Origin of the sequence: Pseudomonas hydrolytica, from assembly GCF_021495345.1 — a bacterium.
Lineage (GTDB): Bacteria > Pseudomonadota > Gammaproteobacteria > Pseudomonadales > Pseudomonadaceae > Aquipseudomonas > Aquipseudomonas hydrolytica.
Window position 1 is genome coordinate 3,358,681 of sequence record NZ_CP099397.1, and the last position, 24,240, is coordinate 3,382,920.

29 protein-coding genes are annotated in these 24,240 nt (G+C 63.4%); 3 read left to right on the forward strand and 26 right to left on the reverse strand.

What is annotated here, in order from left to right; genetic code table 11:
* Positions 1-9 precede the first annotated feature (9 nt).
* Genes L1F06_RS15550 through L1F06_RS15560 form a run of 3 tightly spaced genes read left to right on the forward strand, consistent with a single transcriptional unit; the run spans position 10 to position 4,791 of the window.
* Positions 10-675, forward strand: coding sequence for a hypothetical protein (locus tag L1F06_RS15550; protein WP_129482119.1), 666 nt, complete (start codon positions 10-12; stop codon positions 673-675).
* Positions 675-1,322 (forward strand): phage protease, encoded by a 648-nt coding sequence (locus L1F06_RS15555; RefSeq protein ID WP_129482118.1) that lies wholly within the window; start codon positions 675-677, stop codon positions 1,320-1,322. The genes L1F06_RS15550 and L1F06_RS15555 overlap by 1 nt, the downstream gene beginning before the upstream one ends.
* On the forward strand, positions 1,315-4,791 hold the full coding sequence (locus L1F06_RS15560) for a phage tail length tape measure family protein (protein ID WP_129482117.1): 3,477 nt from the start codon (positions 1,315-1,317) through the stop codon (positions 4,789-4,791). The genes L1F06_RS15555 and L1F06_RS15560 overlap by 8 nt, the downstream gene beginning before the upstream one ends.
* Positions 4,792-4,896: 105 nt before the next feature.
* On the opposite strand, the gene L1F06_RS15565 is transcribed toward L1F06_RS15560, so the two are convergent.
* From L1F06_RS15565 to L1F06_RS15690, 26 genes are all read right to left on the reverse strand, one after another.
* On the reverse strand, positions 4,897-6,189 hold the full coding sequence (locus L1F06_RS15565; RefSeq protein ID WP_129482116.1) for a tape measure protein: 1,293 nt from the start codon (positions 6,187-6,189) through the stop codon (positions 4,897-4,899).
* A gap of 101 nt (positions 6,190-6,290) precedes the next feature.
* Positions 6,291-6,602: a hypothetical protein gene (locus L1F06_RS15570; protein WP_129482115.1), complete on the reverse strand. Its 312-nt coding sequence runs from the start codon at positions 6,600-6,602 to the stop codon at positions 6,291-6,293.
* A gap of 57 nt (positions 6,603-6,659) precedes the next feature.
* Positions 6,660-7,025, reverse strand: coding sequence for a hypothetical protein (locus L1F06_RS15575; protein WP_129482114.1), 366 nt, complete (start codon positions 7,023-7,025; stop codon positions 6,660-6,662).
* 74 nt (positions 7,026-7,099) lie between these two features.
* Positions 7,100-7,888, reverse strand: coding sequence for a phage tail tube protein (locus tag L1F06_RS15580; RefSeq protein WP_129482113.1), 789 nt, complete (start codon positions 7,886-7,888; stop codon positions 7,100-7,102).
* A complete protein-coding gene (locus L1F06_RS15585; RefSeq protein ID WP_129482112.1) occupies positions 7,888-8,091 on the reverse strand; it encodes a DUF7210 family protein in 204 nt (67 codons plus the stop codon). The genes L1F06_RS15580 and L1F06_RS15585 overlap by 1 nt, the downstream gene beginning before the upstream one ends.
* Positions 8,088-8,558 (reverse strand): hypothetical protein, encoded by a 471-nt coding sequence (locus L1F06_RS15590; RefSeq protein WP_129482111.1) that lies wholly within the window; start codon positions 8,556-8,558, stop codon positions 8,088-8,090. Before L1F06_RS15590 ends, L1F06_RS15585 begins: the two co-directional genes overlap by 4 nt.
* Positions 8,555-9,115, reverse strand: a complete 561-nt coding sequence (locus L1F06_RS15595; RefSeq protein WP_129482110.1) for a phage tail protein — start codon at positions 9,113-9,115, stop codon at positions 8,555-8,557. Before L1F06_RS15595 ends, L1F06_RS15590 begins: the two co-directional genes overlap by 4 nt.
* Positions 9,115-9,441 carry a hypothetical protein gene (locus L1F06_RS15600; RefSeq protein WP_129482109.1) on the reverse strand — a complete coding sequence of 109 codons (327 nt, stop codon included), beginning with the start codon at positions 9,439-9,441 and terminating at the stop codon, positions 9,115-9,117. The genes L1F06_RS15595 and L1F06_RS15600 overlap by 1 nt, the downstream gene beginning before the upstream one ends.
* Before the next feature lie 2 nt (positions 9,442-9,443).
* A complete protein-coding gene (locus tag L1F06_RS15605; RefSeq protein WP_129482108.1) occupies positions 9,444-9,680 on the reverse strand; it encodes a hypothetical protein in 237 nt (78 codons plus the stop codon).
* Positions 9,681-9,731: 51 nt separating this feature from the next.
* Positions 9,732-10,757: a major capsid protein gene (locus L1F06_RS15610; RefSeq protein ID WP_252576665.1), complete on the reverse strand. Its 1,026-nt coding sequence runs from the start codon at positions 10,755-10,757 to the stop codon at positions 9,732-9,734.
* Between the two features lie 62 nt (positions 10,758-10,819).
* Complete coding sequence (locus L1F06_RS15615) at positions 10,820-11,170, reverse strand: head decoration protein (RefSeq protein ID WP_129482106.1); 351 nt, start codon at positions 11,168-11,170, stop codon at positions 10,820-10,822.
* Positions 11,170-12,486 (reverse strand): S49 family peptidase, encoded by a 1,317-nt coding sequence (locus L1F06_RS15620; protein ID WP_129482105.1) that lies wholly within the window; start codon positions 12,484-12,486, stop codon positions 11,170-11,172. Before L1F06_RS15620 ends, L1F06_RS15615 begins: the two co-directional genes overlap by 1 nt.
* Before the next feature lie 8 nt (positions 12,487-12,494).
* Positions 12,495-14,075 (reverse strand): phage portal protein, encoded by a 1,581-nt coding sequence (locus L1F06_RS15625; protein ID WP_129482104.1) that lies wholly within the window; start codon positions 14,073-14,075, stop codon positions 12,495-12,497.
* Entirely contained in the window at positions 14,072-14,281 is a 210-nt protein-coding gene (gpW, locus tag L1F06_RS15630; protein ID WP_129482103.1) for a gpW family head-tail joining protein, read from the reverse strand. The genes L1F06_RS15625 and gpW overlap by 4 nt, the downstream gene beginning before the upstream one ends.
* The gene (locus L1F06_RS15635; protein ID WP_252576667.1) at positions 14,281-16,305 is read right to left on the reverse strand and encodes a phage terminase large subunit family protein; all 2,025 of its coding nucleotides are present in this window, start codon (positions 16,303-16,305) and stop codon (positions 14,281-14,283) included. Before L1F06_RS15635 ends, gpW begins: the two co-directional genes overlap by 1 nt.
* The gene (locus tag L1F06_RS15640; RefSeq protein WP_129482101.1) at positions 16,241-16,750 is read right to left on the reverse strand and encodes a hypothetical protein; all 510 of its coding nucleotides are present in this window, start codon (positions 16,748-16,750) and stop codon (positions 16,241-16,243) included. Before L1F06_RS15640 ends, L1F06_RS15635 begins: the two co-directional genes overlap by 65 nt.
* Positions 16,751-16,873: 123 nt before the next feature.
* The gene (locus tag L1F06_RS15645; protein WP_129482100.1) at positions 16,874-17,197 is read right to left on the reverse strand and encodes a phage holin family protein; all 324 of its coding nucleotides are present in this window, start codon (positions 17,195-17,197) and stop codon (positions 16,874-16,876) included.
* Positions 17,190-17,546 carry a putative holin gene (locus tag L1F06_RS15650; protein ID WP_129482099.1) on the reverse strand — a complete coding sequence of 119 codons (357 nt, stop codon included), beginning with the start codon at positions 17,544-17,546 and terminating at the stop codon, positions 17,190-17,192. The genes L1F06_RS15645 and L1F06_RS15650 overlap by 8 nt, the downstream gene beginning before the upstream one ends.
* Before the next feature lie 278 nt (positions 17,547-17,824).
* On the reverse strand, positions 17,825-18,436 hold the full coding sequence (locus L1F06_RS15655; protein ID WP_129482098.1) for a hypothetical protein: 612 nt from the start codon (positions 18,434-18,436) through the stop codon (positions 17,825-17,827).
* A 349-nt stretch (positions 18,437-18,785) separates the two neighbouring features.
* Positions 18,786-21,566, reverse strand: coding sequence for a bifunctional DNA primase/polymerase (locus L1F06_RS15660; RefSeq protein ID WP_129482097.1), 2,781 nt, complete (start codon positions 21,564-21,566; stop codon positions 18,786-18,788).
* Entirely contained in the window at positions 21,563-22,267 is a 705-nt protein-coding gene (locus L1F06_RS15665; RefSeq protein ID WP_129482096.1) for a hypothetical protein, read from the reverse strand. Before L1F06_RS15665 ends, L1F06_RS15660 begins: the two co-directional genes overlap by 4 nt.
* Positions 22,249-22,404 (reverse strand): hypothetical protein, encoded by a 156-nt coding sequence (locus L1F06_RS15670; protein ID WP_177491074.1) that lies wholly within the window; start codon positions 22,402-22,404, stop codon positions 22,249-22,251. The genes L1F06_RS15665 and L1F06_RS15670 overlap by 19 nt, the downstream gene beginning before the upstream one ends.
* The gene (locus L1F06_RS15675; RefSeq protein ID WP_129482095.1) at positions 22,401-22,955 is read right to left on the reverse strand and encodes a hypothetical protein; all 555 of its coding nucleotides are present in this window, start codon (positions 22,953-22,955) and stop codon (positions 22,401-22,403) included. The genes L1F06_RS15670 and L1F06_RS15675 overlap by 4 nt, the downstream gene beginning before the upstream one ends.
* Positions 22,952-23,155: a TraR/DksA C4-type zinc finger protein gene (locus tag L1F06_RS15680; protein ID WP_129482094.1), complete on the reverse strand. Its 204-nt coding sequence runs from the start codon at positions 23,153-23,155 to the stop codon at positions 22,952-22,954. The genes L1F06_RS15675 and L1F06_RS15680 overlap by 4 nt, the downstream gene beginning before the upstream one ends.
* A complete protein-coding gene (locus tag L1F06_RS15685) occupies positions 23,148-23,657 on the reverse strand; it encodes a phage regulatory CII family protein (protein WP_129482093.1) in 510 nt (169 codons plus the stop codon). Before L1F06_RS15685 ends, L1F06_RS15680 begins: the two co-directional genes overlap by 8 nt.
* A 362-nt stretch (positions 23,658-24,019) precedes the next feature.
* A complete protein-coding gene (locus L1F06_RS15690) occupies positions 24,020-24,211 on the reverse strand; it encodes a helix-turn-helix domain-containing protein (protein ID WP_129482092.1) in 192 nt (63 codons plus the stop codon).
* Positions 24,212-24,240 lie beyond the last annotated feature (29 nt).

Below are 24,240 nucleotides of genomic sequence, written 5' to 3' on the forward strand. Positions count from 1 at the left end.
AGGCACATCATGTTAGGCATTAACTTCAATGCAGCAGAAGAGGCTGCCAAATCGCTCCGCACGGCTACTGCTGACTTGCGCTCGCAACGCAGCAAGCTCCAGGAGCAAAGGGACGGTTTGCACGCACAGCGCGAGGCGCTGTATCTCCAGGCGCTGAGCAAGGCGGATGCCAAGCAGTTCCTGTTCGACTATATCGACGCATGGGCCAAGCAGTACCTGGAGCGCGGCAAGCTGGACGATCTGTTCCAGGTGATCGCCACACCGAAGCGTGATCGGGACTTTGCCAAGGCCAACAATCTCACCGAGCCTTACCTCTGCCTGCGCGATATCGAGACCGTGTTGGAGCCGGGTGAGACGCCCAAGGGCGGGCAAGTCTTCGGTGCCTCTCCGTTGCCGATTTTCGGTGATGGGATCGCCATGATGAACGCCAGCTACATCGGCTCCGCGTGCTTCTTGTTCGGCGACTTGGTCAAGGCGAAGCTGGAGCAGTACTTCGATGCGAAGTACCCGGAACCGAACCCGGACACGGTCGGGGCGCCGGTAGCCGAGCGCCGTGCATTGATCCAGGAGCTGGATCGGCAGATCGGTGAGCTGGACAGCGGCCTTAACCAGATTGATGCCAAGCTGCGACAGCTGGGCGTGCGTGAGCCGCATCGCCTGCCAGGTGGTGCGTGATGAGCCTGGCCGTGCTGCGTATTTCCAGCCAACTGCCGAAGGCCTTCCGCATCATTCCGGTGGGCCGCTTCCATGCGCATGATGGGCGCCCAGGTGGTCATTGGTATTTGATGCCAGAGCGTGGCCGGCAGATCGCGGCACTGGCCAACCAGAACAGCCAGGGGCTGCTGATCGACTTCGAGCATGAGAGCTTGAAGAAGGCCGACGCCCCCGAGGCTGGCCGCGCGACGGCGCTGGAGTGGCGCGACGATGGGCTGTATGTCGCGGATGCGAGCTGGACGGCGGAAGCGAAAGCCCAGATCGCCAGCGGCAAGAAGCGCTTTATCTCGCCCGTGTTCCGCTTCAATGGGGCCACCGGGGAAGTGCTGGCACTGGAGAGCATCGCGCTGACGGGTGATCCGGCGTTGCTGGGCCTGACTGACCTGTCTCAGGTAGCGGTGGCCAGTGCTCAGCGGCAGAGCGGTGATGATGTTCCTGGTAGTGGCATGACTGCGCGAGATCGGGAGGTTTTCGAGCATGTGTTCGGCACGTCGCCTGAAGCACTGGCAGCGCTGCATGCTGAAAAGCCTGACGCGCCACCGGAAGGCGTCACTGCTGAAGACTGGGCCAAGCTGCGGCATGTGTTTGGGGATGCGCTGAATGAATAATCGCGGCGATATCGAATTTGCCCTGCGCCTGCGCACTGACCTGGAACAAGGCCAGCAGCAGCTGCAGGCGCTGGCCGATTCGGTCGAGAACGTCGGCGCCGCCGCTGCGACATCGAGCACCCAGCTCGGCCAGGTTGGCGAGAGCGCCGACCAGCAGGCCGCCCGCATCCGTGCCATGGTCGAGGCCAGCCTGCAGCAGCAGGCAGCGGCCGATGGCATGGCTGAAAGCATCCAGCGTTCTGCTGCCGCTACCCAGGAGGCCAACAGCGCCTGGCAGCAGAATGCAGCCGCCCAAACCGAGGCGATGAACGCCTACCACGGCGCAGAGCGTGCCGCCCAGGAAAAAGCGCAGGCCGATCTACGTGCCGCTGAGGCCGCCGCTCAAGCCGCTGCATCCGCCGAGAAGGAAGGCCAGGAGCTGCAGCAGCTGCTGGGCAAGATCGACCCGGTGATTCGCAAGCTCGACGAGCTGGACAGCATGGAGCAGCAGCTGCGCCGTGCTCGCGCCTCCGGCCAGATCGATCTGGATACCTTCGACGAGTTCAACACCAAGCTCCAGGAGCAACGCCAGCGCCTCGGCGGCACCACGGACGCTATGCGCGTCGCTGGCATCACGGCTGGCCAGTACCAGCAGGCCATGCGTCAACTGCCGATGCAGATCACCGATATCACCACCAGCCTGGCCAGCGGTATGCCGGTGTGGCTGGTGGCGGTGCAGCAAGGCGGCCAGATCCGCGACAGCTTCGGCAGCTGGGCCAACGCCGGCCGTGCCCTGGTCAGCACCATCAACCCGCTCACGCTGGCCATTGCCAGCGTTACCGCAGCCATTGGTGCCACTGTGATCGCGGCCGTCCAGGGGGCGGCCGAGACCTACGAGTACGAAAAAGCCATTGCCCTGACGGGAAATTCGGCGGGCGTGACGTCGGATCGACTGGCAGGCATGGCGCGCGAGATCAGCGGAATTTCCGGCACTCAACGCCAGGCTGCTGCTGCCCTCGCTGAAATCACCGCGTCGGGTAAGTTCACCGCAGACCAGATCAAGTTGATCGGCACCACTGCCGTCTTGATGCAGAACAACGTCGGGCAGGCGATCAGCGCCACCGTAGAAGATTTCAAGAAGCTGGCCGAGGAGCCAGCCGAGGCATCCGCCAAGCTCAACGTCGAGTACAACTACCTGACCCTGGCGGTTTACGAGCAGATCGCCGCACTGGAGGCCCAGGGCGATCAGGCCGGCGCCACACAGTTGGCGATGGAGGCTCTGGGCGGGGCGATGCAAAGTCGATCAGTGGAGATCGCTGAGAAGCTGGGTTTGATTGAGTCCGCCTGGAAAGGAATTACCAACGTCGCCGCCGTGGCGTGGGATGCCATGCTCGGTATTGGGCGGGAAGAGACTCTGGATGACCAACTAGCGGCTATTCAGCGTCAGCGTCAGGCAGCTCAGTTTGGTGTACGCGGAGATCGTGTTGGCGGCGCTATTGATCCGGTGCTTGAGGCTCGCTTGGCCGCCGAGGAGGAAGGCATCCGGCGCCGGATGGAGCTAGATGCTCAGAACGCAAAGCAAACAGCAGACGAGAAAGCCGCTAACCGAGAAGCCATCGAGGCATCGAAGGAGCGCACCAAGGCCGGCGACGCATTCCTCAAGAGTGCCGAGGCTCAGCTGCAAAGCCTGCAGAACCTGACCAGCGTAGAGCGTGCGCAGCGGGTGATGCAGGAGCAGAACATCGAGGCCACCAGCGAGCTGGGCCGCCGCATGCTGGAAGCCGCCGCTGCCACCGATAAGCAGCGTGAGGCCAACGAGGCTGAAGCCGAAGCTAAGCGCAGGGCGACCGAGGAGCAACGCAAGGCCACTGCCGCGCAGCGCGAACAGGAGCGCGCCGCTCAAGCCGCGCTGCGCGCCACCGAGCAGAGCATCCGACAGCAGCTGAGCTATGTTCAGGGCCTGGAGGATCAGGCCTCCAAGATCGGGCTAACTGCTGCCGAGGTGCGTCAGTACGAGCTGGCCGAGAAAGGCCTGACCGGCGCCATGCTCGATCGCGCACAAGCCGCCCTGGCATTGATCGATGCCAGCGAGGCGCAGCGCCAGGCCGATGCCAACGCACGTGCCAATGCCGGTCTGGAGGCCGAGTTCCTCCGCGCCTCGGGCCGTGAAACCGATGCCGCACTGCTGGAGATCCGCACCAAGTTCGCCGGCATGCGTACTGAGTTCGAGAAGGCCGGCAACGAAGCCGGCCTAGCCTGGCTCGACAAGCTGATCCCTGTAGCCGAAGCCAAGGTGCGCGTCGACGACGTACAGCGCGAGATGGACCGTATCCTTAACGACGCTCAGCGCCAGGAACAGTCGGTCAACGTGCAGCAGGATGCCGGCCTGATCACCGAACTGCAGGCGCGCGAGCGCATCTTGGAGATCCACCGGGAGACCGCTGGCCAGCTGGAGAAAATGAGGCCGATCCTTAGTGAATTGGCGCAGCAGCCAGGCGAGATCGGTGAGGCAGCCAAAGGCATGCTTAGCCAGATCAATGACTACATCCTTCGAGCTGAGGAAGGCGCGAACAAACTCAGGCAAGCCCTGGAGGACGGCCTGACTAATGGGCTTACCCAAGCCTTGCAGGGCCTGGCGCGCGGCACCATGACCCTGCGCGAGGCCGTCAGCGCCCTCGGCCAGAGCGTGCTCGATGCGCTCACCCGCATGGCGGCCGAGAACCTGGCGCAGTCCATCACCGGTGGCGTGATGGGCCTGTTTGGTGGGGCTGGTGGCGGCGACACCGACTTGACCTCTGGCGCTGCTGCTGTCACATCCTCAGCGGTGGCGCTGTCTGGTGCAGGTAGTACGCTGATCGCCGGCGCGGCAGCGCTGGAGGCTGCCGCCATCAGCCTGGCCGCTGCCAATGGCGTGGCAGGCGCAGCGGGGAGCAAGGGCGGTGCTGGTGGCGGCAGTGGCTGGTTGGGCACGCTGCTTTCGCTCGGTGGCATGTTCGCGGGTGGCGGCGCTGGAGCTGCTGCGGGCAGCGGTGGGTTTATGTCATCCGTTATGGCCTCGCGCTTCGCCGATGGCGGGCACGTGCGCGGCCCAGGTACCACCACCAGTGACAGCATCCCTGCTTGGCTATCTGATTATGAGTACGTGGTGCGAGCGTCTGTAGTGACGCAGCCCGGCATGCTGGATCACCTGAACGCACTCAATACCCACGGATTGGCAGCGCTCGATGCCTACCGCATCGGGCATAGCACTGGTGGGCTGGCTGGTATTCCGGCACCCGCGCTTCCTTCACCTGGCCTTGGTACGACCCGAATGGCGGAGCCTAGAACCGTAGCTTCTCCGGTAACCAACAAGATTTCGCTCTACACGGTGGACAACGCAGAAGAGATGGCGGCACGTGTCTGGTCAGCAGGCGGCTCAGAAAACTATCTTCTAGAGAAGATCGGTCGGAACCCCATGGCGATCAGGCAGCTTCTCGGTTTCAATCACTAGTTCCCAAGGCTCCAAATCCGTCTTTTTGGTAATTCCTTTGCCACTGGTGAAACTTAACCAGCGCCGCCGATATCGCGCAAACATAGGGTCAAATATCGCGCGGCGCTACACGACGGTAACCTGCATACCGTCGACCGCTTCGCCGAGGGCATCGACCTGACCGATCAGAGCCGGCACCCAGACATCAGTAGTTAGCTCTCCGGCCTTCGCCATGGCCGCCAACTCTTCGCGGGTCTTACCCAGGCCCCGCGCCAACGCATCAGCCAGGGCAGGTGTGTTGCGGATGACGCTGTTGAAGGCGTCGCCGCGCAGCTGGCCGTCCTGCAACGCCTGATTGATTTGATTGATGACCGATGCGGCCCGCTCACCTTTCGCGGCGCTGGCAACCAGCCCAAGCCCGAGGGCCTCGGTAAGATTCAGTGCGTCCGTACTGGTAAAGCCTCGCTCACGCAGCGCCGACAACGAGCCGATGTAAAGCTCGGCGTTGTTCTTCATGTCTGTGTAGGTTCGGTCGCTGATTTCGCGCAAGCGCTCCATGCCCTGCGCGTGCTCGGCCTGCGACTCAGAGGCCAGACGGATACGGTCGTTGATCTCAGTCCACTGGTCGGCGGTATTGGTGACGCCTCGCAGCCCACGCCCCGCGGCGTACAGCCCTGCAACCACTCCAATGCCCGAAAGTGCACCCGCCCCACGACGTTGCTCAGCGTTCATGTCGCGCAGGGCCTGCTGCGTCTCCCGCACCCGGGTCGTCAGGCTGCGCTGCGCTACGGCCAACTCCCGCGCCGTCAGGTTCCCTGACGAGCGCAGCAGCTGGTACTGCCCACGCAGGCGCCCAATCTCAGCCTGCAGGTCGCGATAGCGACTTACCCCCAGATTCTGCCTAGCAGCCTCGAGGTTCGAAGCACGCTGCTCGCGGGCGAGCTGGGCCAATGCAGCAGCCTGGGCACGAATGCCGGTCACAGCCTGCTCGTTTCGGCCGGCCGAAAGCGCACCTTGCAGCTCTTGGCTAAGACGACGTTGTTCGTCCACCAGGTTACGAGTATCAATGCCAGCGGCTTGCAACTCCCGCCGACGCTGGGCCAGGCGCTGCTGGGCGGTGCCCTCTGCGCGCTCCAGCCGACGCAGTTCATTAACCGCATCGCGATACTGCGCCGTTAGCTGCTTGCTCGGTTCGGCAGTGCGCGCCAGTTCATCTCCCAGCTCGCGCACGCGGTCACGTGCCGAGCGGGTTTGACGCTCAGTACCTTCAAGGCTGCTTTCCAATTCACGGAAGGCGTTCACCTGTTTCAGCGGCTTGGCCAGTTGGTTCACCAGCCCCTGATACTCCTTGCTCAGGCTACCGATGCCCTTTACGGCGTTGTCTACGTCCGCAACCAACCGCAGCTCAACGTCAGCCATACATCACCCCTTGATTGCGTGCAGGAACAGGGACCATGGGTAGTCCCAAACACCGTGGTGGCCCAGCCGGATCAACTTGCACGCCACGTCATCAAGTTGTTTCAGGCTGGATTGCGGAGACTGGCCACCTTGGCCAGCATGCGAAAAAAACTGGGGTTGGCCTCCTTGCAGCCTTCCACCAGCACTTCCAGATCGCTGGGCAGCATCTGCTCCAGATCGGCCAGTTTCAGGCTGGTGAATAGCGGCAGATCAGGCAGACGCACATCCTCCAGCAGCAACTCGTCAATCAGGTCATTGCCTTGGCGCGGCTCCAGCAGCCCGCGCACCTGCGCAACGGTGAGCTCCATGCAGCACACGCGCGTACCGCCGCTGAGGGTTTTGATAACAGACTTACCGGTGGCGCCTTCGCTCATGTCTAACTCCGGGAAATAAAAAACCCGCCGAAGCGGGTTGCGTGTGGTGATGCGGGCCTAGCCCTTCAGCCTTATGAGCTTGTTGACTGCTCGGGGAGTACACAGCAGGCGAACCTTGTTGCCGTCAACGAAGGCCACCTCAGCGGCGTTGTGTTTCTCAGAAACGAAGCCGCCAAGCGCCCCGATCAGCAGTCCAGCCACCAACCCAACGCCACCGAGAAAAGCGGTCAGAATGAGCCCCAGCAGCAATGCGCCAATCAGCGCACTACCCACGCTAAAGCGCTTTTCATTGACCTGGTCGACTTCGACACTTTGGATCTGCTCCGGGGTGTAGCTGGCCTTCTTGGACGACTCGATATGCAGCCTGCCGCCACCAATGAAGGCCGAGCCCTTAACTCCGAATGTCCCTGCGATGATCTTCATGTTTCCTCCTATCGACTGGAGGGAATCTAGCCCATCATGCTGGACACGAAAAGCAGCCATCCCTGGCCACCACCTCAAGCCGGCAAAGGCTTCTCTTTCATGATCTTCATGAACGCCGATTTGCCTGGGCCACTGCGACCAGCGTCCGCAAGCACCTCGCAGGTGCACTCCATGCCCATGAAGTCTTCGACGTTGATCCACTCCAGGGCCGCTACCAGGTCGAATTTGCAGCGGTAGTAGAGGTTGTTGACGCGCTTCTGCGTGCCGACGGCGTTCACACCTTCGAACAACAGCTCAAGCTCGATGGCGCTTCCAGCCAGGGGCTGAATGTCATCGATGGGGGCACTGACGTAATCGACCTCGAGCTGGTACTCCTCGTTCGCAGCCTCAGCCGCAGCGATTGCAGTAGCCAGCGCACCACCTGGGAGCGGCTCGATACCGGAGCCAGTGAGGCGGAAGTCGATGTCTTCCTCGTACTCTACCAGTCCGGTGTCGGCATCGACCACGGTCGTGATGCTCAGCGGCATGTTCTTGAGCATGCTGATCTGGCCAACACCAGCCGTAACCACTTCACCCGTCACTGGGCCAGACGGCAGGTCTGTAACCGTCGCCCAGAGCAGGCGCGCAAAGTTGGCGCTGAAGAACTCGCGGAAGTTAAACGACAGATTCATCGCCGAGACCTGGCTGGCGGTGTCGTAGTTGCCACCATTCGGGATCATGGTGTTGCGCAGGGTGAGTTTGTTCACCTCATTGTTCTGCGTCTTAGAGGAGCCGAGCCCCATCGGCTGGAAAGGCTTACCCGTACCTGCCTCACGGCAAAGCACTCGGCCTGCCAACATAAACGTCTCTTTTACCCAGGCCATTACTTGCCCCCCTCTTCAGCCGATTTGGCGACTTTGCCCAGCTGCTGCAGCCAGGCTTTCTGGTGTGGCAGCACGCTGATCTTGCTGCCGGCCTTGCACAGCTTGCCGCCGTGCTCGTGATCCGCGCTCAGCTCGACGTCTTCGCGCTTGGCTTTCTCTTTTTCGGCGCCCGCCGGGGCCGCTTCTTGCTTGCGTCCGCTCATGGTGTTCTACCTGCGTTGATGTGGATATGGAGTTGGAGTGGGAACAACACGGTGCCGGCCGCAAGGCCTTCACCAGGCGGGAACATCTGGCCAGGCTCCAGCGTTACCTGACGCGGCCCCTTGGGTCCCCATGGGTTGGGGATGCCTTCCGGCACCTGCAGGCAGGCCACCAGATCGCAATACAGCTCTTCGAGCTGCTCGAGGTAGTCATCGCGGCTACCGTCTACGGCACCGACAATGCGGCGGCCTACCCGGGTCAGCACCGCACCCGGCCCCCAGCTGCCCGGCACGTACAGGCCGGGCTGCTTGGCGATGAAGGGAAACACGAGGTCATCGCTCTGCATCAGGTCGCTGAGCCAGCCTTCCTTGATGCGGGTACCGGCGTCGGTCAGGTAGCCATTGGCAGGCGTGATCCGCCCGAGGCGGTCGACCAGGGCCTGGTCCGCCTGCTTGATGGGGTTGGTCATAGGTCAATCCGCCTCAGTTGGCGTTCGGTCTCGGCCTCGAGCTTGCGCTCGGCGTCGGCGCCGATGTCTTCGAGCTTGGTGTTGAGTACTTGCGAGGGCGACGGGCCGTGCAGCACTTCCAGCGGCAAGCGGGGCTTGCCGATACGCTCGGCAATCAACCCGCCCTTGGGGCCAATCGGGGCGATGAAGGCGCCCTCGTTCAGCTCCGTCCAGCCCTTGCCAACATCCACACGCACGCCGGCCGGCACGCGCTTGCCGTTTTTCCCTTGCCGCCACAGCTGGCGGTGCGGGAACTGGCTGAGCGTCACGCCACGCGATCGGGCGTAGATGATCACGCGCAGGTCTTCCGGTGTGGCCGGGATGAAGTTGACTTCCTTCTGGATGTAGCTGGGCTTGAGGTTGATCTCGTCGCGGATCTCGCGCCAACTCTGGGTGCGCGTGCTGCGGCCCACGGTGTTGAGTGCCAGCTGGATGGCACGCCGGAGCTTGTCCGGCGCGGCATCGAAGCGGGTGGCATCACCACGGTACTCGACCCGCACGCTGTCATAGCCCGCCATCAGGTCACCTCCAGCAGCTCCCAGCGCTCGACAATGCCGTCGGTGTCGATGAAGTCATGCAGCTTGAACCGGCCTTCGGCCAGCTCCAGCAACCCGCCGCGCTTGCCGCGCACCTGGTGGGTACGCAGTGAGGCGACGATCTTCACCGAGCGAAACATGCCGTCGGCGCCGGTCACTGCTACGTCGCGCCCCAGCATCACCTCGCAGCATTGCGCGGCGCCGTTGGGTGGCGTGTAGGTGGGCTTGCCTTGGCAGCGATCCTCCCCGAACACGCGGAAGAGACTGTCGTCAGCACGCCGCATGAGTCGGCCGAAGTCGCTGCTCATGGTCAGTCGCCCGAGTTGTCGTCGCCGGTACCGTCGGTACCATCCTGCTGCGTGTTGTCAGCATCGGCCTTGGCTTTGGCGGTGGCGCCGGCCTCTTCGATCACACCACGAGCGAGCAGCTCTTTCACCAAGGCAGACGGCACGTCCTGCGGTTCGGGCGAACTGCGGATGACTACCTTCTTGCCGCCCTCCTTGGGGATGCCATGGATGGTGGTTTTCACGATGTATTGCTTTGCCATGTGCTTTCTCCTGCAGGCGCGCCATAGCGCGCCTCAGTGGCTGAGGCCTGATCAGGCGACCAGGACGAAGGTGAACTCGTCGGCGTCGAACAGCACCGGCACCGGGGCGGTCTGCGTTTGCAGCCACTCGACGCTGGGGTTGTCGGTGAACCAGTTGGACGGGTAGCGCTCGGCCGCCGCGATGCCGTTGGCGTTGGCCTTGGCATCCTGAATGCCGCCGTAGGCCATCACGTTGTCTGCCATGGCGGGCGCCACCAGCACACCGTACTCGGGCATGAAGTTGACCTTCTGCCCTTCGTCGTTGGTGTACTTGCCGGTGTAGACGATGATTTCGTATTCACCGAAGAAGCCCTTGCGCATGACTTCCTTCTCCAGCTGCGGGCCGAGCTCCAGTTGGCTGGTGCTGCCACGGCGGGTGTCGAGCTTCTCCTTCACCGCCTTGAAGCGGGAGAACAGACGCCAGGCACCTTTACCCATCATCAGCACACCAGCAGAACCGGTGGTGAGCGCCGCCCAGTCCTCGATGTCGTCGGTGGGGTCGTAGGTTTCCGGGTCTACGGTGTCCCACTTCGCGGCACCTGCCAGGACGATCTGGTTATCCGGGTTGCGACCGTAGTCCACCTCGACCGGCGGGTGGTCGGGACCTGCCATGGTGACCTTGCCGTAGAGGACGGCCTCCACCGCCATCCACTCTTCGCGGGCGACGATGTTCTCTTCCTGCTCGACGAGGATGTCCGCCACGACCGCGTCGTGACGCTGTGCCGGGCTCATTTCGCCATTCAGCGCTTCGCCCAGGCGACGCTTGAGCAGACGGGTCGGGCGCACCACATCGGTTTCCTTGATGTAGGCCGGCTTCATGGTGGTGAGGAAGCCGCCACGCTCGCGACGCGCGCGGCCCGAGACCAGCGGGTAAACGAAGGGAGCCAGGCGGCGATCCTTCTTGATTTTGTCGAAGGCCACTTCTTCGGTGTCAAAGGTGGCGGCAGTCGGGAAGAACATCTGCAGGAACAGCGGGGTGAACTTCGGCAGAAGTTCCTTCACACCCAGCAGGGTGGTCGTATCGTAGCCAGCGGCCATGTTCAGTCTCCTGAAATGAAAAAGGCCGCTGATGCGGCCCTGATGGGGTTGGGTAGTTGCCGTTAAACCGGCAGCTGCAGGCTGATCGGCGTGCCGACGAAGGCGCCCAGCTTCTGCGCGTCGGTGGTACCGGCAGGCCAGGCCACCTGTTCGGGGTTGAAGGTGCCGGTTTTGATCACCTGCGCCTGCTGATCGCCGCCAGTGGCATCGACCGCGTAGGCGGTGATGTAAACGGCCACTTCACGGCCATCATCGCCAGCTGGATCCCAGGCAACGACTTTGCCGCTGGCGGTTACCACGCCAAGCGGCTTCTTCTCGGGCAAGTTCTGGCCAGAGAGGATCGTCACCAACGTGGTCTGGTACGAGTCGGAACCGGTCACCCAGTTATCGACGGGCTGTTGTACGGTGGCCATCAGACTTTCGCTCCCGTGGCTTTGGCCCAGTTGCCGACAATGGCTTGGGCCTGGTTGGGTTTTGCGTCACCGCCACCAGAGGTGAGGTTCGGCTGTTCTTCGTTGGCCATCATCTTGTCCAGCGCGGTGCTGGCATCGAGGGTGGCGCCCTGCTCTTTCTCAGCAGCTGCCAACATGGCGCCGGCATCCTCGACAGACATCGAGGTGTTGAAAGCCAGGTGGTTGGCGAGCTTGCCGCGGCCTTCGGCTTCGGCGTGCTGCAGAATGCCCTGCACGCGCGTGCGCTCGGCACTGGCGGTTGCAGCGGCGTCGGTGGTGGCCGGGGCCGGGCTGGCCGCCTGGGCAGGCGGTGCAGCTTCGGCAGTCGGCGCGGGGGTATCTCCAGCCATGCGTTTGACTCCTAGGGTTGTCACCCTGCCCGGGGTGGACAGGTATTCAGAAAACTCGGCGACGGCCTCATGACCGTTGACCAAGGCATCGGCGAAGCCGACATCGATTGCCGCCTGGCCACGGAACACCGCGGCTTCGGTGGCCAGCACCGCTTCACTGGAAATACCCAGGTTGCGGGCAACCAGTTCGGCGAACTGTTGGCGTAGCGCGTCGGTGTCGGTCTGGAAGCGGCTCAGCACTTCCTCGGGCAGGTCCTCGTAGGGGTTGCCGTCGACCTTGCGCGCACCGGAGTGAATGAGCGTGACCTTGATGCCCTCCTGCTCCAGGTAGTTCTCGTAACTGGCGTGGGCCATCACCACACCGACCGAGCCGACGTAGCCGGTCTGTGTGATCAGGCGCCGGTCAGCGGCGCTGGCCAGGGCCATGCCCGCGGAACAAGCCGAGTCGCAGGCCATGGCCCACAGTGGCTTGCCGGCTTGCTGTGCCATCTGCCGCAATCTGTCGGCGGTGTCAAAGCAGCCGGACACCTCGCCGCCTGGCGTGTGCATGTCCATCAGCACGCCCTTGACGTCGCTCTCGGCCAGCATCATCGCGTAGCGGTTGATGATGCCGTCATAACCGGTCATGCCGCTGTACGGCTTGAGGTAGCCGGACTTGTGGGCCAGGGTGCCTTTCACATCCAGCAAGGCGATTCCATCCACCACCTGGAACAGGACTTCTTCGAAGCCCCAGCTGTTGGTGCGCGTTTTGTTGTAGGTGCGGGCATCCACGCGCAGCTTCTGCCCCATGTCGACGGCGCCTTGCTCGTCCTTGAGTTCGGCAATGTTCAGCCGACTGCCCAGCGCGCTGAAAAACACGCGCGCATAGGCCGACTCCAGCAACAGGGGTGTGTTCAGCACCCGGCTGGCGATTTGCGGATAGTTCATGGGGCGTCCTATTCGGTGGGCTCGGGTTGTTCCGGCGCCAATGCCTGGGCTTGCATCCAGCTCGGCGGCGGCAGGCCAGCCTCGCGGCGCTCGTTCATCTCGCGCACTTGCTGCGCGAAGGTTTCTTGGTAGTCCTCACCCAGCAGGGCGAGCTCCTTCTCGTAGGTGCTCAGGCCGGACTCGATGCGCAGCACCGCTTCCTTCACTTCCTTGAGCCCGTCGATGGCCAGGCGGCCGGCGCCGATCCACTCGCAGTTGCACCACGACGCACGCGCCTCGTAGAAGCCACGGGTGGCTTTGCGTGGCAGCGTGAGCAAGCGCCGCTGCAAGGCCTCCTCGAACGCCAGCACGAACAGGTGCGTGGCGAAGCGCGAGGCGATCACCTTGCGACGCCCCATGTAGTAGCGCCAGCCCTCCATCATCGAAGCGCGTGCGCTGCTGTAGGTGCTCTGCCGGTAGTCGCGGGCGAATGGCTCGTAAGGCAGGTTCAGCCCCGCCGCCATCCAGCGCAGGATGCTCGACTCGAAGTCGGCATAGCCGTTATCGACGTTGCCACTGGTCTGCAGATGCAGCTTCTCGCCTGGCCACAGGTGCGGAATCTTCACGCCATTCAGGGCCAGCTTGCTGCCGCTGTTGAAACTGTTCACCGCCATCATGTATTTGGCGATTTTTTCAACGCTTTCGTCGCCAGCACCGATCAGTTCCAAGGCTGCCTCGTTGCCGAGCTCACTCTCGATGGTCGCCGCGTACATGGCGTTCACGATGGCATTCTGCAGCTTGGTGTGCTGCAGCTTGGGCAGCATGTGGCTCTGCTCCAGCACCGTGAGAAACTGATTGGCCCCACGGGCCTGGCCGTCCTCGCTGGGCTCGAACACGTGAATGAACTTGATGCGCCCGTTGGCCGCCTCACGCTCGACGCGCCGCCACTCGCGGCCGTAGCCGGTACCGAGCCCCATTCCACCGGAGGTGAGCTGCCGAATGTGGTAGGCGATCGCTACGCCATTGCGGTCGAACTCGACGCCGGCACGCAGATTTTCGCTGTCGGCTCGATCTCCAGGGTTGCCGATGCGCTTGGGGCTGACCATGCGCACTGCCGTCCGCATCGGTGTGCCGCGTCGCTCGATCCACTCAGCCGCGGCAGAGACTTCGCCAAGTCGGGTGTGCGTACCGACAGCCTCACGCACCATCATGGTGGCAGTGCGCTTGCGCTCGACATCGAGCCAGCAGCCGACTGGATCCTCTGCAAACTCGAACCACCAGGCCTCTACGTCCTGGGCAAACGCACGAGCATCTGCATCAGTGATGCCGAGCAGACGCCAGCGCGGCTTGTAGCTGAGCCGGAAAAGGTGCCCGACAATGTTGTCGATGTGCAGCTGCACGCCGTTGGCCGCGAAGGCATTGTTACGGGTGACATCCTCGGCACGCGCATTACCCAACTTGAGGTTGGGCAGCAGTGCAGCGTCGACCGATTGCAGCCGCGGCTGCCAGCGTTCCAGCTGGCCACCGAAACCGCCACCGGCACCCTGCCAGGTGCTGAGCTGTTCGCGGGCCGGCAACCCGTTGGGTGCCAGGATCTGAACCTTGCTCATGCGATCACACGTGCCGGCCGGCGACGGGCTTGGGAGCCGACGCCCAGCTGGCCCTCCAGTTGGGTAATGTAGTTTTCGAGGTCGCGCCGGTTGGCCGGGGTGAACTCGACCATCTTGCCGTCACGCTGCACGCGCACCGTGCTTTGCCCGGTAATGAGCAGGTGCAGCGCTTCGCGTGCCTCATTGAGTTGCTGCAGGGTGGCCATCAGTCGTCTCCGTTCATCATCCGGCCGAGATCGGCCAGGCTGACTGCCGGCTTGGCAGCAGCAGGTTGAATTGCACTGGGCTCTGCAGTCACTGGCACCTGTTCGTCCGCCTCAGCCAGCAGGTCGGCCTGCATCAAGCGGGCCTCGATGTCGTCCCAGTCCTGAGGCTTTTTCAGGTGCAAGCGCATGTAGCGCGCCAGGTGAATCTGGTACTGCTCGCAGTCCAGCGCTTCGTTGGCCGCGCCCGCCTTCTTCTGGTAGACCTTCTTGCCGCCATGCTTGCGGCTAGGCGCCTTGACCTCGGCCAGTAGCTGGTCGAAGTAGTCCGCACGAACACCCTTGTAGGTATGCATGCGGCCAGGGCCGCTGCCCGTCAGTTTCAGGCGCTCGAACAGCAGGTCTTTCGCTTTGGTGCCACCGACCATGTACACCTGCAGGCCATAGCGCGATGCCTTGGTGCTGGTGGTGTTGAGGTCGATCTTGCGCGGCGCCGTGAGGATCTCGGCATCGACATTGGTGCTGCCCTTGATGGCCAGCAGCTTGGCGAAGCGCTTCTTGCGCGTACGCACGTAGTGATACACGGCGTCGTTGGTTTGCCCGTCCGACGAGTCGATGCTGGCCGCACTGACATGCAGCCGGTAACCCTTGGCGTGCGCGTAGGAGCCGAAGAGAATGCGGTCCAGCTCCGTCCATACCGGGTCGGTTTTGTCCGAGGTACCGCTCTGCGCGGCGATCTCCGTCCACAGCACCAGCCAACTTTCCTCACCACGCCCCCAGGCCCGCAGGATCAACGCAATGCGGTCGTGCTGAACGTCAACGGTAAGGAACAGAATCAAGCCGCCGCCGGGCACCACCAGTTCGCGGTACTCCTCGCAACGCTCCCGCAGCTTGTCAGCCTCTGGCAGGTCACTGCGGTACTCGTAGGGCCGACCCTGCTTCTGGTTGACGAACTTGATCAGCTGCTTCGGGTCGCCGGCATCGGCCAGCTTCTCGGCAGCGAGCTTCTCGCGCACCAGGTCAGCTAGCGATGTGCCTGGCAAGCAGGCATAGAGCTCGCTGAGCTCCATGAAGCCGGCTTTACCATAGAACGGAGCCGTCGCCACCCAGCCACGCATCGGGTCACCGCGCTCGACTGCCTCATAGACCGTGCGGCGGATGTTCTCTTTGCGTTGGTTGTCGTCCCACAGCTCGGAGCAGTGTGGGCATGCGTACTTGGCCGTTTCCGGCTTGGCATAGCCGTAGACTTCGTGCGGTACGTCGCCCCTATCCGGATCGCCGCTGATGTAGGTGATGTGCTCGAAGTCCAGCACGTGCGCTTCGCCACAACCGTGGCAGTAGATCGGCAGCACTCGCTGGTCGGTTTGCTTCAGGCGCTGCTCGGTTTTCGATAGCCCCTTGAGCGAAGGCGTGCCGCCGACGACGGTTTTCGAACCCGGGTAGCGTTTGACGCGCTCCTCGAGCAGGCCGATGGCATCGCCCTGGCCCTTCACATCGTCGCTGGTGTCGTCGGGCTCCTCCACCACGGCCAGGCCGACGCTCGATGTCGACTTCACGTTACCGGGCGAGTTGGACGCAACCAGTTTGAGGAAGCCACCGGGGAAGCCCTTGTGGTTCCAACGGTTGCCGGACTTCTTCGCCGTCTCCACGTCAACCAGCCGGCCAACCGCCTCGTTCGCTCGAATGGCCGGTACCAGCTTCTCATCGTGGAAGGCCTTGCCGTCACCCTCTTTGGCGAACAGGACCATGATTGGCATCGGGCGACCGGTGATGCGCTTGAACAGCACCGCGATCATGAAGTATGTCCAGCCGATCTGGGCCGCCTTCATGAGGTCGATTTCTTTGACGTCGGGGTCGTCGAGCGCCGCGGCTACGCCAAGGAAGTACGGGGTGTAGTAGAACTCGTAGAGACCGTGCAGCACGCCGGCTTCGGCCGGCAGATAGAACTCGCTTTCGATGTACTCAGCCGTCGGCTGATCCTTGGGCGGGTTGAACTGCTGGGCCGCGTCCAGCAATACGACGGCCAAGTTTATCCGCATAGCCTCCAATTCGGCTGACTGTAGATCCAGCAATGCGGTTCACCCCGTCGCGGTCGACCGTTACCTGGTGCTCGGCCTCGATCTGCTGGACGATCTTCTCGACACCGCTTTGATATTCGCGGTTGGCGAAGCCTGCCCAATCCTTCAAGGCCAGCGCAGCATCTGCGGCCGGTACCAGCGTTCCCAGTTTCTCGTGATAGGTCAGCCGCCCATTGGCAGCCTTGACCGTGGACTCTTCGATGCGGGCGTTATTGAGCTGCTCGACCTGGCTGCCTCCCCGCCCGGCGGCCTTCTCGCGTAGGTCGCGGATGTACGCGGTGCGGATCTCGTCGAGGGTCGATTCGCTCCAATCGATGCCCAGCGCCTTGAGCACATCGCGGCAGTTGCGCTCGCTCATGTCCAAGTGCTGAGCAATCTCTTTCTGTGATGGCATGACCAACTCCAAAGCCCGGGATAGACAGCCCCGGAAGCGGAACCCCCTATACACCCGTCTATCTGCAAAAAGATCGCGGTCTACGCCGTCGCGTGGCGAAGGGAGGCCAGGAAGGACCCGCTGTTACCGGCCACCACCCCGCCGCCGCTCGACACCCGACCACGGCAAGTCGCCCGGCTGCACCAGCCGGGCCACGTTGCCCTCGGCTCGCACGACCGCCAGGGCGAACACGCCGAGCAGCAGCACGAACGGCCAGAACTCCAGCGGCACGACCAGGCCCGAGGTCAACACCTCGATCAGCAGCCGACCACACGCGATCATCACCGCGAATGCCACGACCGACTTGCCCCAGCGATACCCGGCGCCATTGCGCCGGTACGTGAACAGCCGAACGAAGATCACGATGCACAGCACCGCGGTCAGACCCGTGAGCCAGGAACTAGCCATCGACACCACCTCCACCCAGGTCAGGCCGCCCCCGCTGACGCAGAGCAGCATGGGACAGCGTCACGACCATGAGCGAGGCGCCGAACGCGGCCGGGCCGGAGTACACGAACGGGCGGAAGCCCCACACTTCGAACTCCGTCAGGCCCGGGCTGAACAGGTAACCCATCACCAGGCTGATCAGGAAGTAGACCGCGCGCTTCCACATCGCGAACTCATGGCGTGACAGCAAGAAGATCAGCGAGCCACACAGTGCGCCGGTAGCGGCATTACCATCGATCCCGGCAAACCAGCCGGCACCAGCAATGCTGGCCAGCAGGCCGCCAGCCACCACACCACTCGGCTCGCTCATAAACCCTCCCAGGCGGCCAAGGGCCAGAAGAAAAAACCCGCGTGCCGCGGGAAAGGCTGCCGCCCCTGCCAGGTAGCGTCAGCCAGAAAAGACAAAGCCCCGCGGGGCGGGGCTCTGAATCCGAGTCGGGTCTCGGGTGGTGCGACACAGCACGTCGCTCTGTTGCTCGCTAGGCGTACCTATCGAATCGTGGTGACTTTTTACCCCCCGAGTGACAAACCGAAAACCCCCATTTATGGGTTATTCCAGCCGGCGCCCTTCGACGCCTTGCCGGCGCCTTATGACGCCGAGTCGCCCGACGAGCGGTCAGCATCCACCGCCTTGGCAGCAGCCTTGCGGGCCTTGTGCGCCGCGATTGCACCCTGCCCACCTTGCGCCGCTTCGAACTCCCGTCCGCGACCGCGATGCGCCGCACCGGCCTGCTGCGCAGAGGCCTTGCGCATCCGCTCGCCCTCGCGCCGAGCCTCCCGGCGCAGTGCAGCCAGCTTGCCCTGACGCTCCAGCAGCCCGGCCTGCAAGCGCTCATGCAGCACGCCCACTTGCCGGTAGTACGCCCGCCGCCCGGCAACGCCGCGCCCAAGCTCCAGCGCATCCACCTGCTCGGCGATGGTCAGCCTGGGTTCGTTGCGGTACCGCGCATAGGCCAGCCGCACCAGCGCCGCACCTGCCTCCTGCCGCTCGATTGCGTACAGCACCTGGTTCACCTCGGCCGCCGCGTAATCTGGCCCGGCGCCCGCCACCAGCAGCCTGGCTCCGTATACCCCACCGCGCGGCGCGCACCCGGCGAATTCGACGATGGTGCCCATGGTGCTGGGCAATCCGCCCCCAAGGCCGTTCTGGGTCAGCTGATCGCCCCAGTGCATCAACAGCGTCTCGATAGCCTCGATCATTGCCCGTCCCTCGCATCAAAAACCCAACCCAACACAAAAACCGCCAACCCTACACACACCCAACACACAAAAACTCCAATGAAAACAAAGGCTTTAGAGCATCTGTGTAAGGTGTGTAAGGTGTGTAAGGTTTTCAGAGCCTCGCGTAAGGAAAATTTCGAAGGGTTCAGGGCAGCCAGATAGGCGATACAGCGTGAAAAATTTTTCCGCGCACGCGCGCGCACGCGCTCAAACCTTACACACCTTACACACTCGGCTAGAACCCGCGTGGTTACAGGGCTGTATGTGTGTAAGGTTGCGAAATCAAGCCTACACAGTGCCAACACACCCAACACACTTTTAGGCGCACTCATGCTGCAGCCGCCTTGACGTGGTCCCACGCCTCGACATTCCACCCGCACAGCTTCGCCTTGGCGCGCCACACCTGCACATGCGCGCCCAGCGCGGCCGCCTGCATGGATGGTGGCAGGAAGGCGCCCTCGTCTCGCGGTATCAGGAACGCAGCGAACCGCCGCGTGCTGCCTTCCGTCCAGGGGATCGCCCGCGTCTTCTCCACCCCCAGTGTCTCGATGAACAGGCTGAACTTCGTCTGGCTCATCCGGTGCTCACCATTGCGCTGGCACCACTCCACGAACATCGCGTACAGGTCAGAGCTCAGGCACCCGCCCCACAGCCCATCGCCCAGCTCGCCCAGGCGCCACAGGTTGGCGAACGTCTGCCACGGCGCCCTGCTCAACGCCACCAGGCGTTCGCGTGCCGGCGTCACGGGCGGCTTGGTCTGCTGGTCGAAATCGCCCAGGTCATACGCCAGCAGCCAGGCATACAGCGCCTCGACGCCCCCGTTGGCCAGCTCCTGCTTGATCGCCATCTGCCGCTGCGCCGGCAGCTTCTCCTCTGGCCACATCACCAGAAACCGGCGGTCGCTGTCGCTGATCGGCCAGGGCACGATCTCGTTCGAGAGAAACACCGCGTTCATGTGGCTGGCCTCCTCCCAACCGTTGACGAACTTGCTCTCGATGCGCACCGTCTGCCCGGTGATCAACTGCTTGATCTTGCCCACCTGGTTGTACTTCTGATCGCGGCTCACCACCTCCTCAAACACCGCCCACAGCTTGCCGCTCTGCCAGGCGTTGAACGAACCTTCCAGCTGCGTCTGCCCCACCGTTGCCGAGTACTGGCCGTAGAGCATCCCCATCACCACCGAAAACAACAGACTCTTGCCCGAGCCCTCGGTGGTCGAGTGCATCAACACCGCCGTGTCCATCTTCGCCCCGCTGTGCTGCAGCGGGTACGCCAGCCAGCGGCACAGCCAGTCCGTCGCATCCTCGGCGTGGTTGCACAGAAAGCTGATCAGCCAGATCAGGTTCTCGCACTTCGCGTCATCCCGCTCCGGCGTCAACGGCAGGCCCTCATAGGTGTTGATGTACACCTCGGGGTCATGACTCATGGTCGGGTCAAACACGATATGGTTCATGTCCACCACGCGCCGATCCGGGCTGTTCAGCCACAGGCTGTAGGCATCGCCCAGGGCCATCTTCACCGCGCCCTCAGCCACGCGCCGCTTTTTCGCGTAGTCCCACACATCCTTGGTGCCGTCGATGTACACATAGCGCGTCAGCATCGGCATTTTCAGATCGCCAACCGCCTTGCCCGCCAGCGCCTGGGCGCGCTCGATCTCCTTCACCCAGTCCTCGCTGACCGTCTTCTTGCGCTTCGGGTCCGTCTCGGCATCCCACTGCTTGAACAGTTCCTTGCCGATCAGCGCCTGGAATGCGGCCTTCTTGATGCGCTTGCCGTTGTCCACGTCCCACGCCTGCGTGGTGCCGACGATCAGCGCGAAGCGCCGGAGCAGGCCCTGGATGTGGAAGCCACCCCCCGCCCCCCCTGTAGTGGTGCTGCCGGCCGGCGCGGCGCTATCCGACTCGGTTGGGGCGGGGGGAAGGTCGCCCGACTCATCGGCCGGGCTGCTGGCGTCATCAGCGTGCGCAGACTGCCCCCCCGCCTCGCCCTTGGCCTTCGGCGGCGTGCCGCCGATGTTCTTCTTGCGCTGGCTGGCATGATCGATCCCCAGCGCCTTCGCCGCCGCCTTGGTCGCCGCCTTCTGATCGCCGTCGTGCTCGAGCAGGCAGAACACATCGAACGCATCGTTCATATGCCCGTTCGCCAGCGGGTCGGCGCCGTGGTGCGAATACACCTTGCCGTCGACCACCGTCACACCCGCCAGCCCCGTGGTGCTGCCTGGGTACAGCCACTTCTTGCCGCGCCGCTTGTAACCGTGCGCCGCCAGCAGCTGCTCGACGTCGTGCGCCTGGTTGTAGGCGCCCACCACATCCGTGCTACCGCTTGCGCCAGTAGTCGCCGGCCGGTTCGTCTTCGCCTTGGGTGCCGGGCGCTCTTTCGGAGCGGGCGCCCACTCGCAGGCACCCTGCCCCAGCGGCTTGAAGATCTCCCAGTTGGTCCAGATGCTCAGCAGCTCGCGCGGAAGCTCCGGCAGGCCATCCGCCGAAGGCGGGGTGCGCCAGTGGTAGGGCTTGCCGGTGTCCGGGTGGATCGAGGGCGGCAACACGTCCTGCACCAGGCCGCCGCGCAGCTCGAAAACCGTTACGGGTGCCAGCTCCTTCTGCCGCTCGCGCATCGTCGCGGTCAGCTCGGCATTGCCGGTCGCCTCGGCCTGCTTCAGCGCTGCGGTGGCCAGCTTGTGCTTGCTGCCGTCCGGGTCCAGCGGGTTGGGCCATACCAGGGAATGCCGGCTCAGCTCCACGCCATCCGGCACGCGGAACATCAGCCGGAAGCGCGCCGGGTTGCCCACCAGCGTCGGATATACCGCCGCCAGGTCATCGAGGTTCAGGTCGAGCACGTGCAGCAGCACATGCCGCGTGTACTCAACGTGGTCGACGTCCAGCGAGCAAACACGGCTCGGCCCGAGCACCACGCCCATGTTGTGATTGGGGTTCTTCGTCCAGAATTGTTCGGCCTTGTCGGCATCGGTGAAGTACCCGCCCGGCTTGTTCCAGCCGTTGCCCTTCGGCGCCTTCTGGCCGGGCTCGATCTTCACCAGGGCCAGACCGAAGGCCTCGATATAGCGGCGTGCCCAGGCGGCGATATTGCTAGGGGTGTTCGCTTGCGTCATGCGCTCTGCTCCACCCGCTTGAACTCGACGACCCAAACCCAGGGATTGCCAGCCCAGGCATCTTCGCCGTTGATGCTGTTCCACAGCCAGGCGAATGCGGTGATCGGTGACTTAGAGGTAACCTCGCCTTCCTCATCGTGCCCACAGTGGAACCGACCGCCCGGAAGCGGCGAGATGCCCTCGGCTCTGGCCTGCTGAGCGGTGATGTTCTGCAGGCGCTCGACGCGCACGTCGGTGATCTCCAGCAGGATGCGGGATGCCCAGCGGGGCATGTGAATAGACGGGCGCCAAGGCTCGTCGTCGCGGACCTGGGTCGCGGCATACTCAAGTCGGAAGCATTCGTCGCGGTCAGGCACATAGCGAGCCACACCAAGCTCCATCGGCGAATCTGGCGGGCTGATCTTGACGACGCCGCGCCAGGTCTCCCGCACCCAAAGCCGATCACCTGGCTGACCATACGGGCACTTGAAATCCCAGCCATTGCTGGGCACACCATTCAGGTGGCCGTGCTGCGGCCTCCAGTACCAATCAACAGTGGCAGGGCCGTGAGGATAGTTGCGACGAGGAATCGCATCGGTAACAGGCACGTCAGGCTGATGCTTGACCACACGCCGCGTGACAGTCTTCCGGCCTTCAAGAATGGCGCGCACCATGGCGGCGCTGAACAGAATCGGACGCTCTTTCACAGCACCGCCCTCCATGCGTTGGCGGCCTGCCAGTAGGCCTGCAGGGCAAGCTTGATCCCCTCCCAATCGCGCATCGCGTGAAGTTCACGCAGGCGCTTGACGGCACGGTTCACTTTGGCGCGCAGATGGGCGCGCAGGGCTGGTCGGTTCATTGACCACCTCCCTGCTTCATGCGAAGAACCGGGAGGGCAGCACGAATCAGTCGCTCGCATTCGCTACGGCGCAGCGGAGGGCTGATGTTCTGCATCTCAACCATTGCCGCGTCTACAGCTGCGGTTATCGACTCGGCCGACTCAGCCTTGACGGGTTGGGCATCCCGAAGCGTCGATTCAATACGGCTAAGTGTCTCGTTGAAACGGGCATTGTCTGCCGCAAGCCCTTTTACTGGAACCACACAGGCCGCAACTTTGCCCATTGCCTCAAAGAGTGCTTCATGTCCTTCAGACTCTTCCCATGCAGTGTGCAGCTCACGAAGCAGCGCCTCGCAATCGGCCAATCTCTGCGCTGCAGCGTTTAGCCTGATATTTGCTAGGTCGCGCAGACTCTCCATACGCGCGGCATAATGCTGAGCCTCATCAAGCCGCGATTGCAGGGCGCGGTTATTGATCAGAGCAATATCAAGCTGGCATTCTAGATGGTTCTCGACCTGCTCACACCCGCACCGTGCTGGGTGCGCCTGCGGTTGTTGGCATTGATTGCTCATCGCCGCCCCTCCATATACCCCTGGCAATGCACACACATCTGGCACCCCGGCACCGCCCGGCGCCGGGCTTCGGGAATCTCGCCACCACAGCTCTCGCACTCGGTCGCGCTCTCGCCCTGGTAAACCACACGGTTATCGATGGCGTGCTGCAGGCGCTCGGCCTGAACCGCCTCGGCCATTTCCAGATAGCGCTCATCCATCGCGGCGATCCTCCCCGGCCAGCATCGCCTGCTCAGCGCCGGCGATCATCCCCAGAATCTTGCGGATCACCTCATGCCCGTGGTGCTTCAGCAGCTCCACCTCATGGGCCTGCCAGCGGTTATCCGCAGCGCCTTCGTGCACACCGCCCACAAACTCGCCCTGCCGGCGCATCAGCTTTTCCAGCGCCTTCAACGCATCGTTGGTCGCCGTCACCGGTACCGGCTTGAACCACACCGCACCGGCCGGGCGCAAAAGCGCGTCCAGCAGGCGCGGGTCAGCAGTCAAGCGGATGATGTCTTCGAGCTCGTCCGGATTCGGCCAACGGCGTTCCTCAGTCGGATTGAGCTTCTTCTGCAGCGTGTCGTATCCCGTTTCCGGGTCGAGGTGCATATCGATGGCCAGGGCACCAATGCCGCCCCGGTAGTCACGCCCTGCGCGGTAAAGCGCGTGGCGCAGGGAGAGCACCGGGCCAGCGCCCGGCAGGAGATCTAGTCGGCTCATACCTACCCCAAAGCCGGCCCCAAGCGGGGCCGGCTGTTGTGCTGTGTCTGCCGAGCTGGGCAGTCAGAGTTGCCCTGCTCGACCCCGTCCGCGCCAGGGGTCAGAGGCCCCGCCGCGGTGTACTACCTAAAACCGCCGTTTAACGACATAGCCAGAGCACCAGGGCATCCCCTACTATTCCGGCTACGGCGACTCGGTGCTTCCACGTGCTGTGTCGGCATCGAGCGTCGTGCGCCTGGCGAGGGGTCAGAGCCTCGCCCGGCATCGGTGCAAGGGGTCAGAGCCTTGCACCACCCGCCCGCCAGTGTGTCAGAGCTCAGGCGAGCACCCCGCCAGCCCCTTCGGGGGGCTGGCACCTTCTTTCAAGCAGCTTGAGGTTGGGACTGGAAACGCTCCAGATACAGCCGCTCAATTTGTTTGCCGCTCTTGTAGAGCACATCCGCTCCTCGATGCGCCCGGCAAATGGTCGGCTGGCTAACGCCGGTTTGCATCGCAATGTCCTGCTGACTTAGTCCACTTGCGATCAGAGCTTCGAGCATCTTCTGAATGGTCATCTTGGACACCATCAATTCATTCGTGAATT

Excerpts from the sequence above, each read along its gene's own strand:
- L1F06_RS15690 (WP_129482092.1), bottom strand. The coding sequence starts at position 24,211 with ATGACCATTCAGAAGATGCTCGAAGCTCTGATCGCAAGTGGACTAAGT.
- L1F06_RS15560 (WP_129482117.1), top strand. The coding sequence starts at position 1,315 with ATGAATAATCGCGGCGATATCGAATTTGCCCTGCGCCTGCGCACTGAC.
- L1F06_RS15650 (WP_129482099.1), bottom strand. The coding sequence starts at position 17,546 with ATGAGCGAGCCGAGTGGTGTGGTGGCTGGCGGCCTGCTGGCCAGCATT.
- L1F06_RS15675 (WP_129482095.1), bottom strand. The coding sequence starts at position 22,955 with ATGAGCAATCAATGCCAACAACCGCAGGCGCACCCAGCACGGTGCGGG.
- L1F06_RS15590 (WP_129482111.1), bottom strand. The coding sequence starts at position 8,558 with ATGACCAACCCCATCAAGCAGGCGGACCAGGCCCTGGTCGACCGCCTC.
- L1F06_RS15655 (WP_129482098.1), bottom strand. The coding sequence starts at position 18,436 with ATGATCGAGGCTATCGAGACGCTGTTGATGCACTGGGGCGATCAGCTG.
- L1F06_RS15570 (WP_129482115.1), bottom strand. The coding sequence starts at position 6,602 with ATGAGCGAAGGCGCCACCGGTAAGTCTGTTATCAAAACCCTCAGCGGC.
- L1F06_RS15620 (WP_129482105.1), bottom strand. The coding sequence starts at position 12,486 with ATGAACTATCCGCAAATCGCCAGCCGGGTGCTGAACACACCCCTGTTG.
- L1F06_RS15640 (WP_129482101.1), bottom strand. The coding sequence starts at position 16,750 with ATGCCATCACAGAAAGAGATTGCTCAGCACTTGGACATGAGCGAGCGC.
- L1F06_RS15555 (WP_129482118.1), top strand. The coding sequence starts at position 675 with ATGAGCCTGGCCGTGCTGCGTATTTCCAGCCAACTGCCGAAGGCCTTC.
- L1F06_RS15600 (WP_129482109.1), bottom strand. The coding sequence starts at position 9,441 with ATGAGCAGCGACTTCGGCCGACTCATGCGGCGTGCTGACGACAGTCTC.
- L1F06_RS15665 (WP_129482096.1), bottom strand. The coding sequence starts at position 22,267 with ATGGAGGGCGGTGCTGTGAAAGAGCGTCCGATTCTGTTCAGCGCCGCC.
- L1F06_RS15605 (WP_129482108.1), bottom strand. The coding sequence starts at position 9,680 with ATGGCAAAGCAATACATCGTGAAAACCACCATCCATGGCATCCCCAAG.
- L1F06_RS15670 (WP_177491074.1), bottom strand. The coding sequence starts at position 22,404 with ATGAACCGACCAGCCCTGCGCGCCCATCTGCGCGCCAAAGTGAACCGT.
- L1F06_RS15550 (WP_129482119.1), top strand. The coding sequence starts at position 10 with ATGTTAGGCATTAACTTCAATGCAGCAGAAGAGGCTGCCAAATCGCTC.
- L1F06_RS15645 (WP_129482100.1), bottom strand. The coding sequence starts at position 17,197 with ATGGCTAGTTCCTGGCTCACGGGTCTGACCGCGGTGCTGTGCATCGTG.
- gpW (WP_129482103.1), bottom strand. The coding sequence starts at position 14,281 with ATGGCCACCCTGCAGCAACTCAATGAGGCACGCGAAGCGCTGCACCTG.
- L1F06_RS15580 (WP_129482113.1), bottom strand. The coding sequence starts at position 7,888 with ATGGCCTGGGTAAAAGAGACGTTTATGTTGGCAGGCCGAGTGCTTTGC.
- L1F06_RS15615 (WP_129482106.1), bottom strand. The coding sequence starts at position 11,170 with ATGGCCACCGTACAACAGCCCGTCGATAACTGGGTGACCGGTTCCGAC.
- L1F06_RS15595 (WP_129482110.1), bottom strand. The coding sequence starts at position 9,115 with ATGGCGGGCTATGACAGCGTGCGGGTCGAGTACCGTGGTGATGCCACC.
- L1F06_RS15660 (WP_129482097.1), bottom strand. The coding sequence starts at position 21,566 with ATGACGCAAGCGAACACCCCTAGCAATATCGCCGCCTGGGCACGCCGC.
- L1F06_RS15625 (WP_129482104.1), bottom strand. The coding sequence starts at position 14,075 with ATGAGCAAGGTTCAGATCCTGGCACCCAACGGGTTGCCGGCCCGCGAA.
- L1F06_RS15565 (WP_129482116.1), bottom strand. The coding sequence starts at position 6,189 with ATGGCTGACGTTGAGCTGCGGTTGGTTGCGGACGTAGACAACGCCGTA.
- L1F06_RS15585 (WP_129482112.1), bottom strand. The coding sequence starts at position 8,091 with ATGAGCGGACGCAAGCAAGAAGCGGCCCCGGCGGGCGCCGAAAAAGAG.
- L1F06_RS15685 (WP_129482093.1), bottom strand. The coding sequence starts at position 23,657 with ATGAGCCGACTAGATCTCCTGCCGGGCGCTGGCCCGGTGCTCTCCCTG.
- L1F06_RS15575 (WP_129482114.1), bottom strand. The coding sequence starts at position 7,025 with ATGAAGATCATCGCAGGGACATTCGGAGTTAAGGGCTCGGCCTTCATT.
- L1F06_RS15680 (WP_129482094.1), bottom strand. The coding sequence starts at position 23,155 with ATGGATGAGCGCTATCTGGAAATGGCCGAGGCGGTTCAGGCCGAGCGC.
- L1F06_RS15610 (WP_252576665.1), bottom strand. The coding sequence starts at position 10,757 with ATGGCCGCTGGCTACGATACGACCACCCTGCTGGGTGTGAAGGAACTT.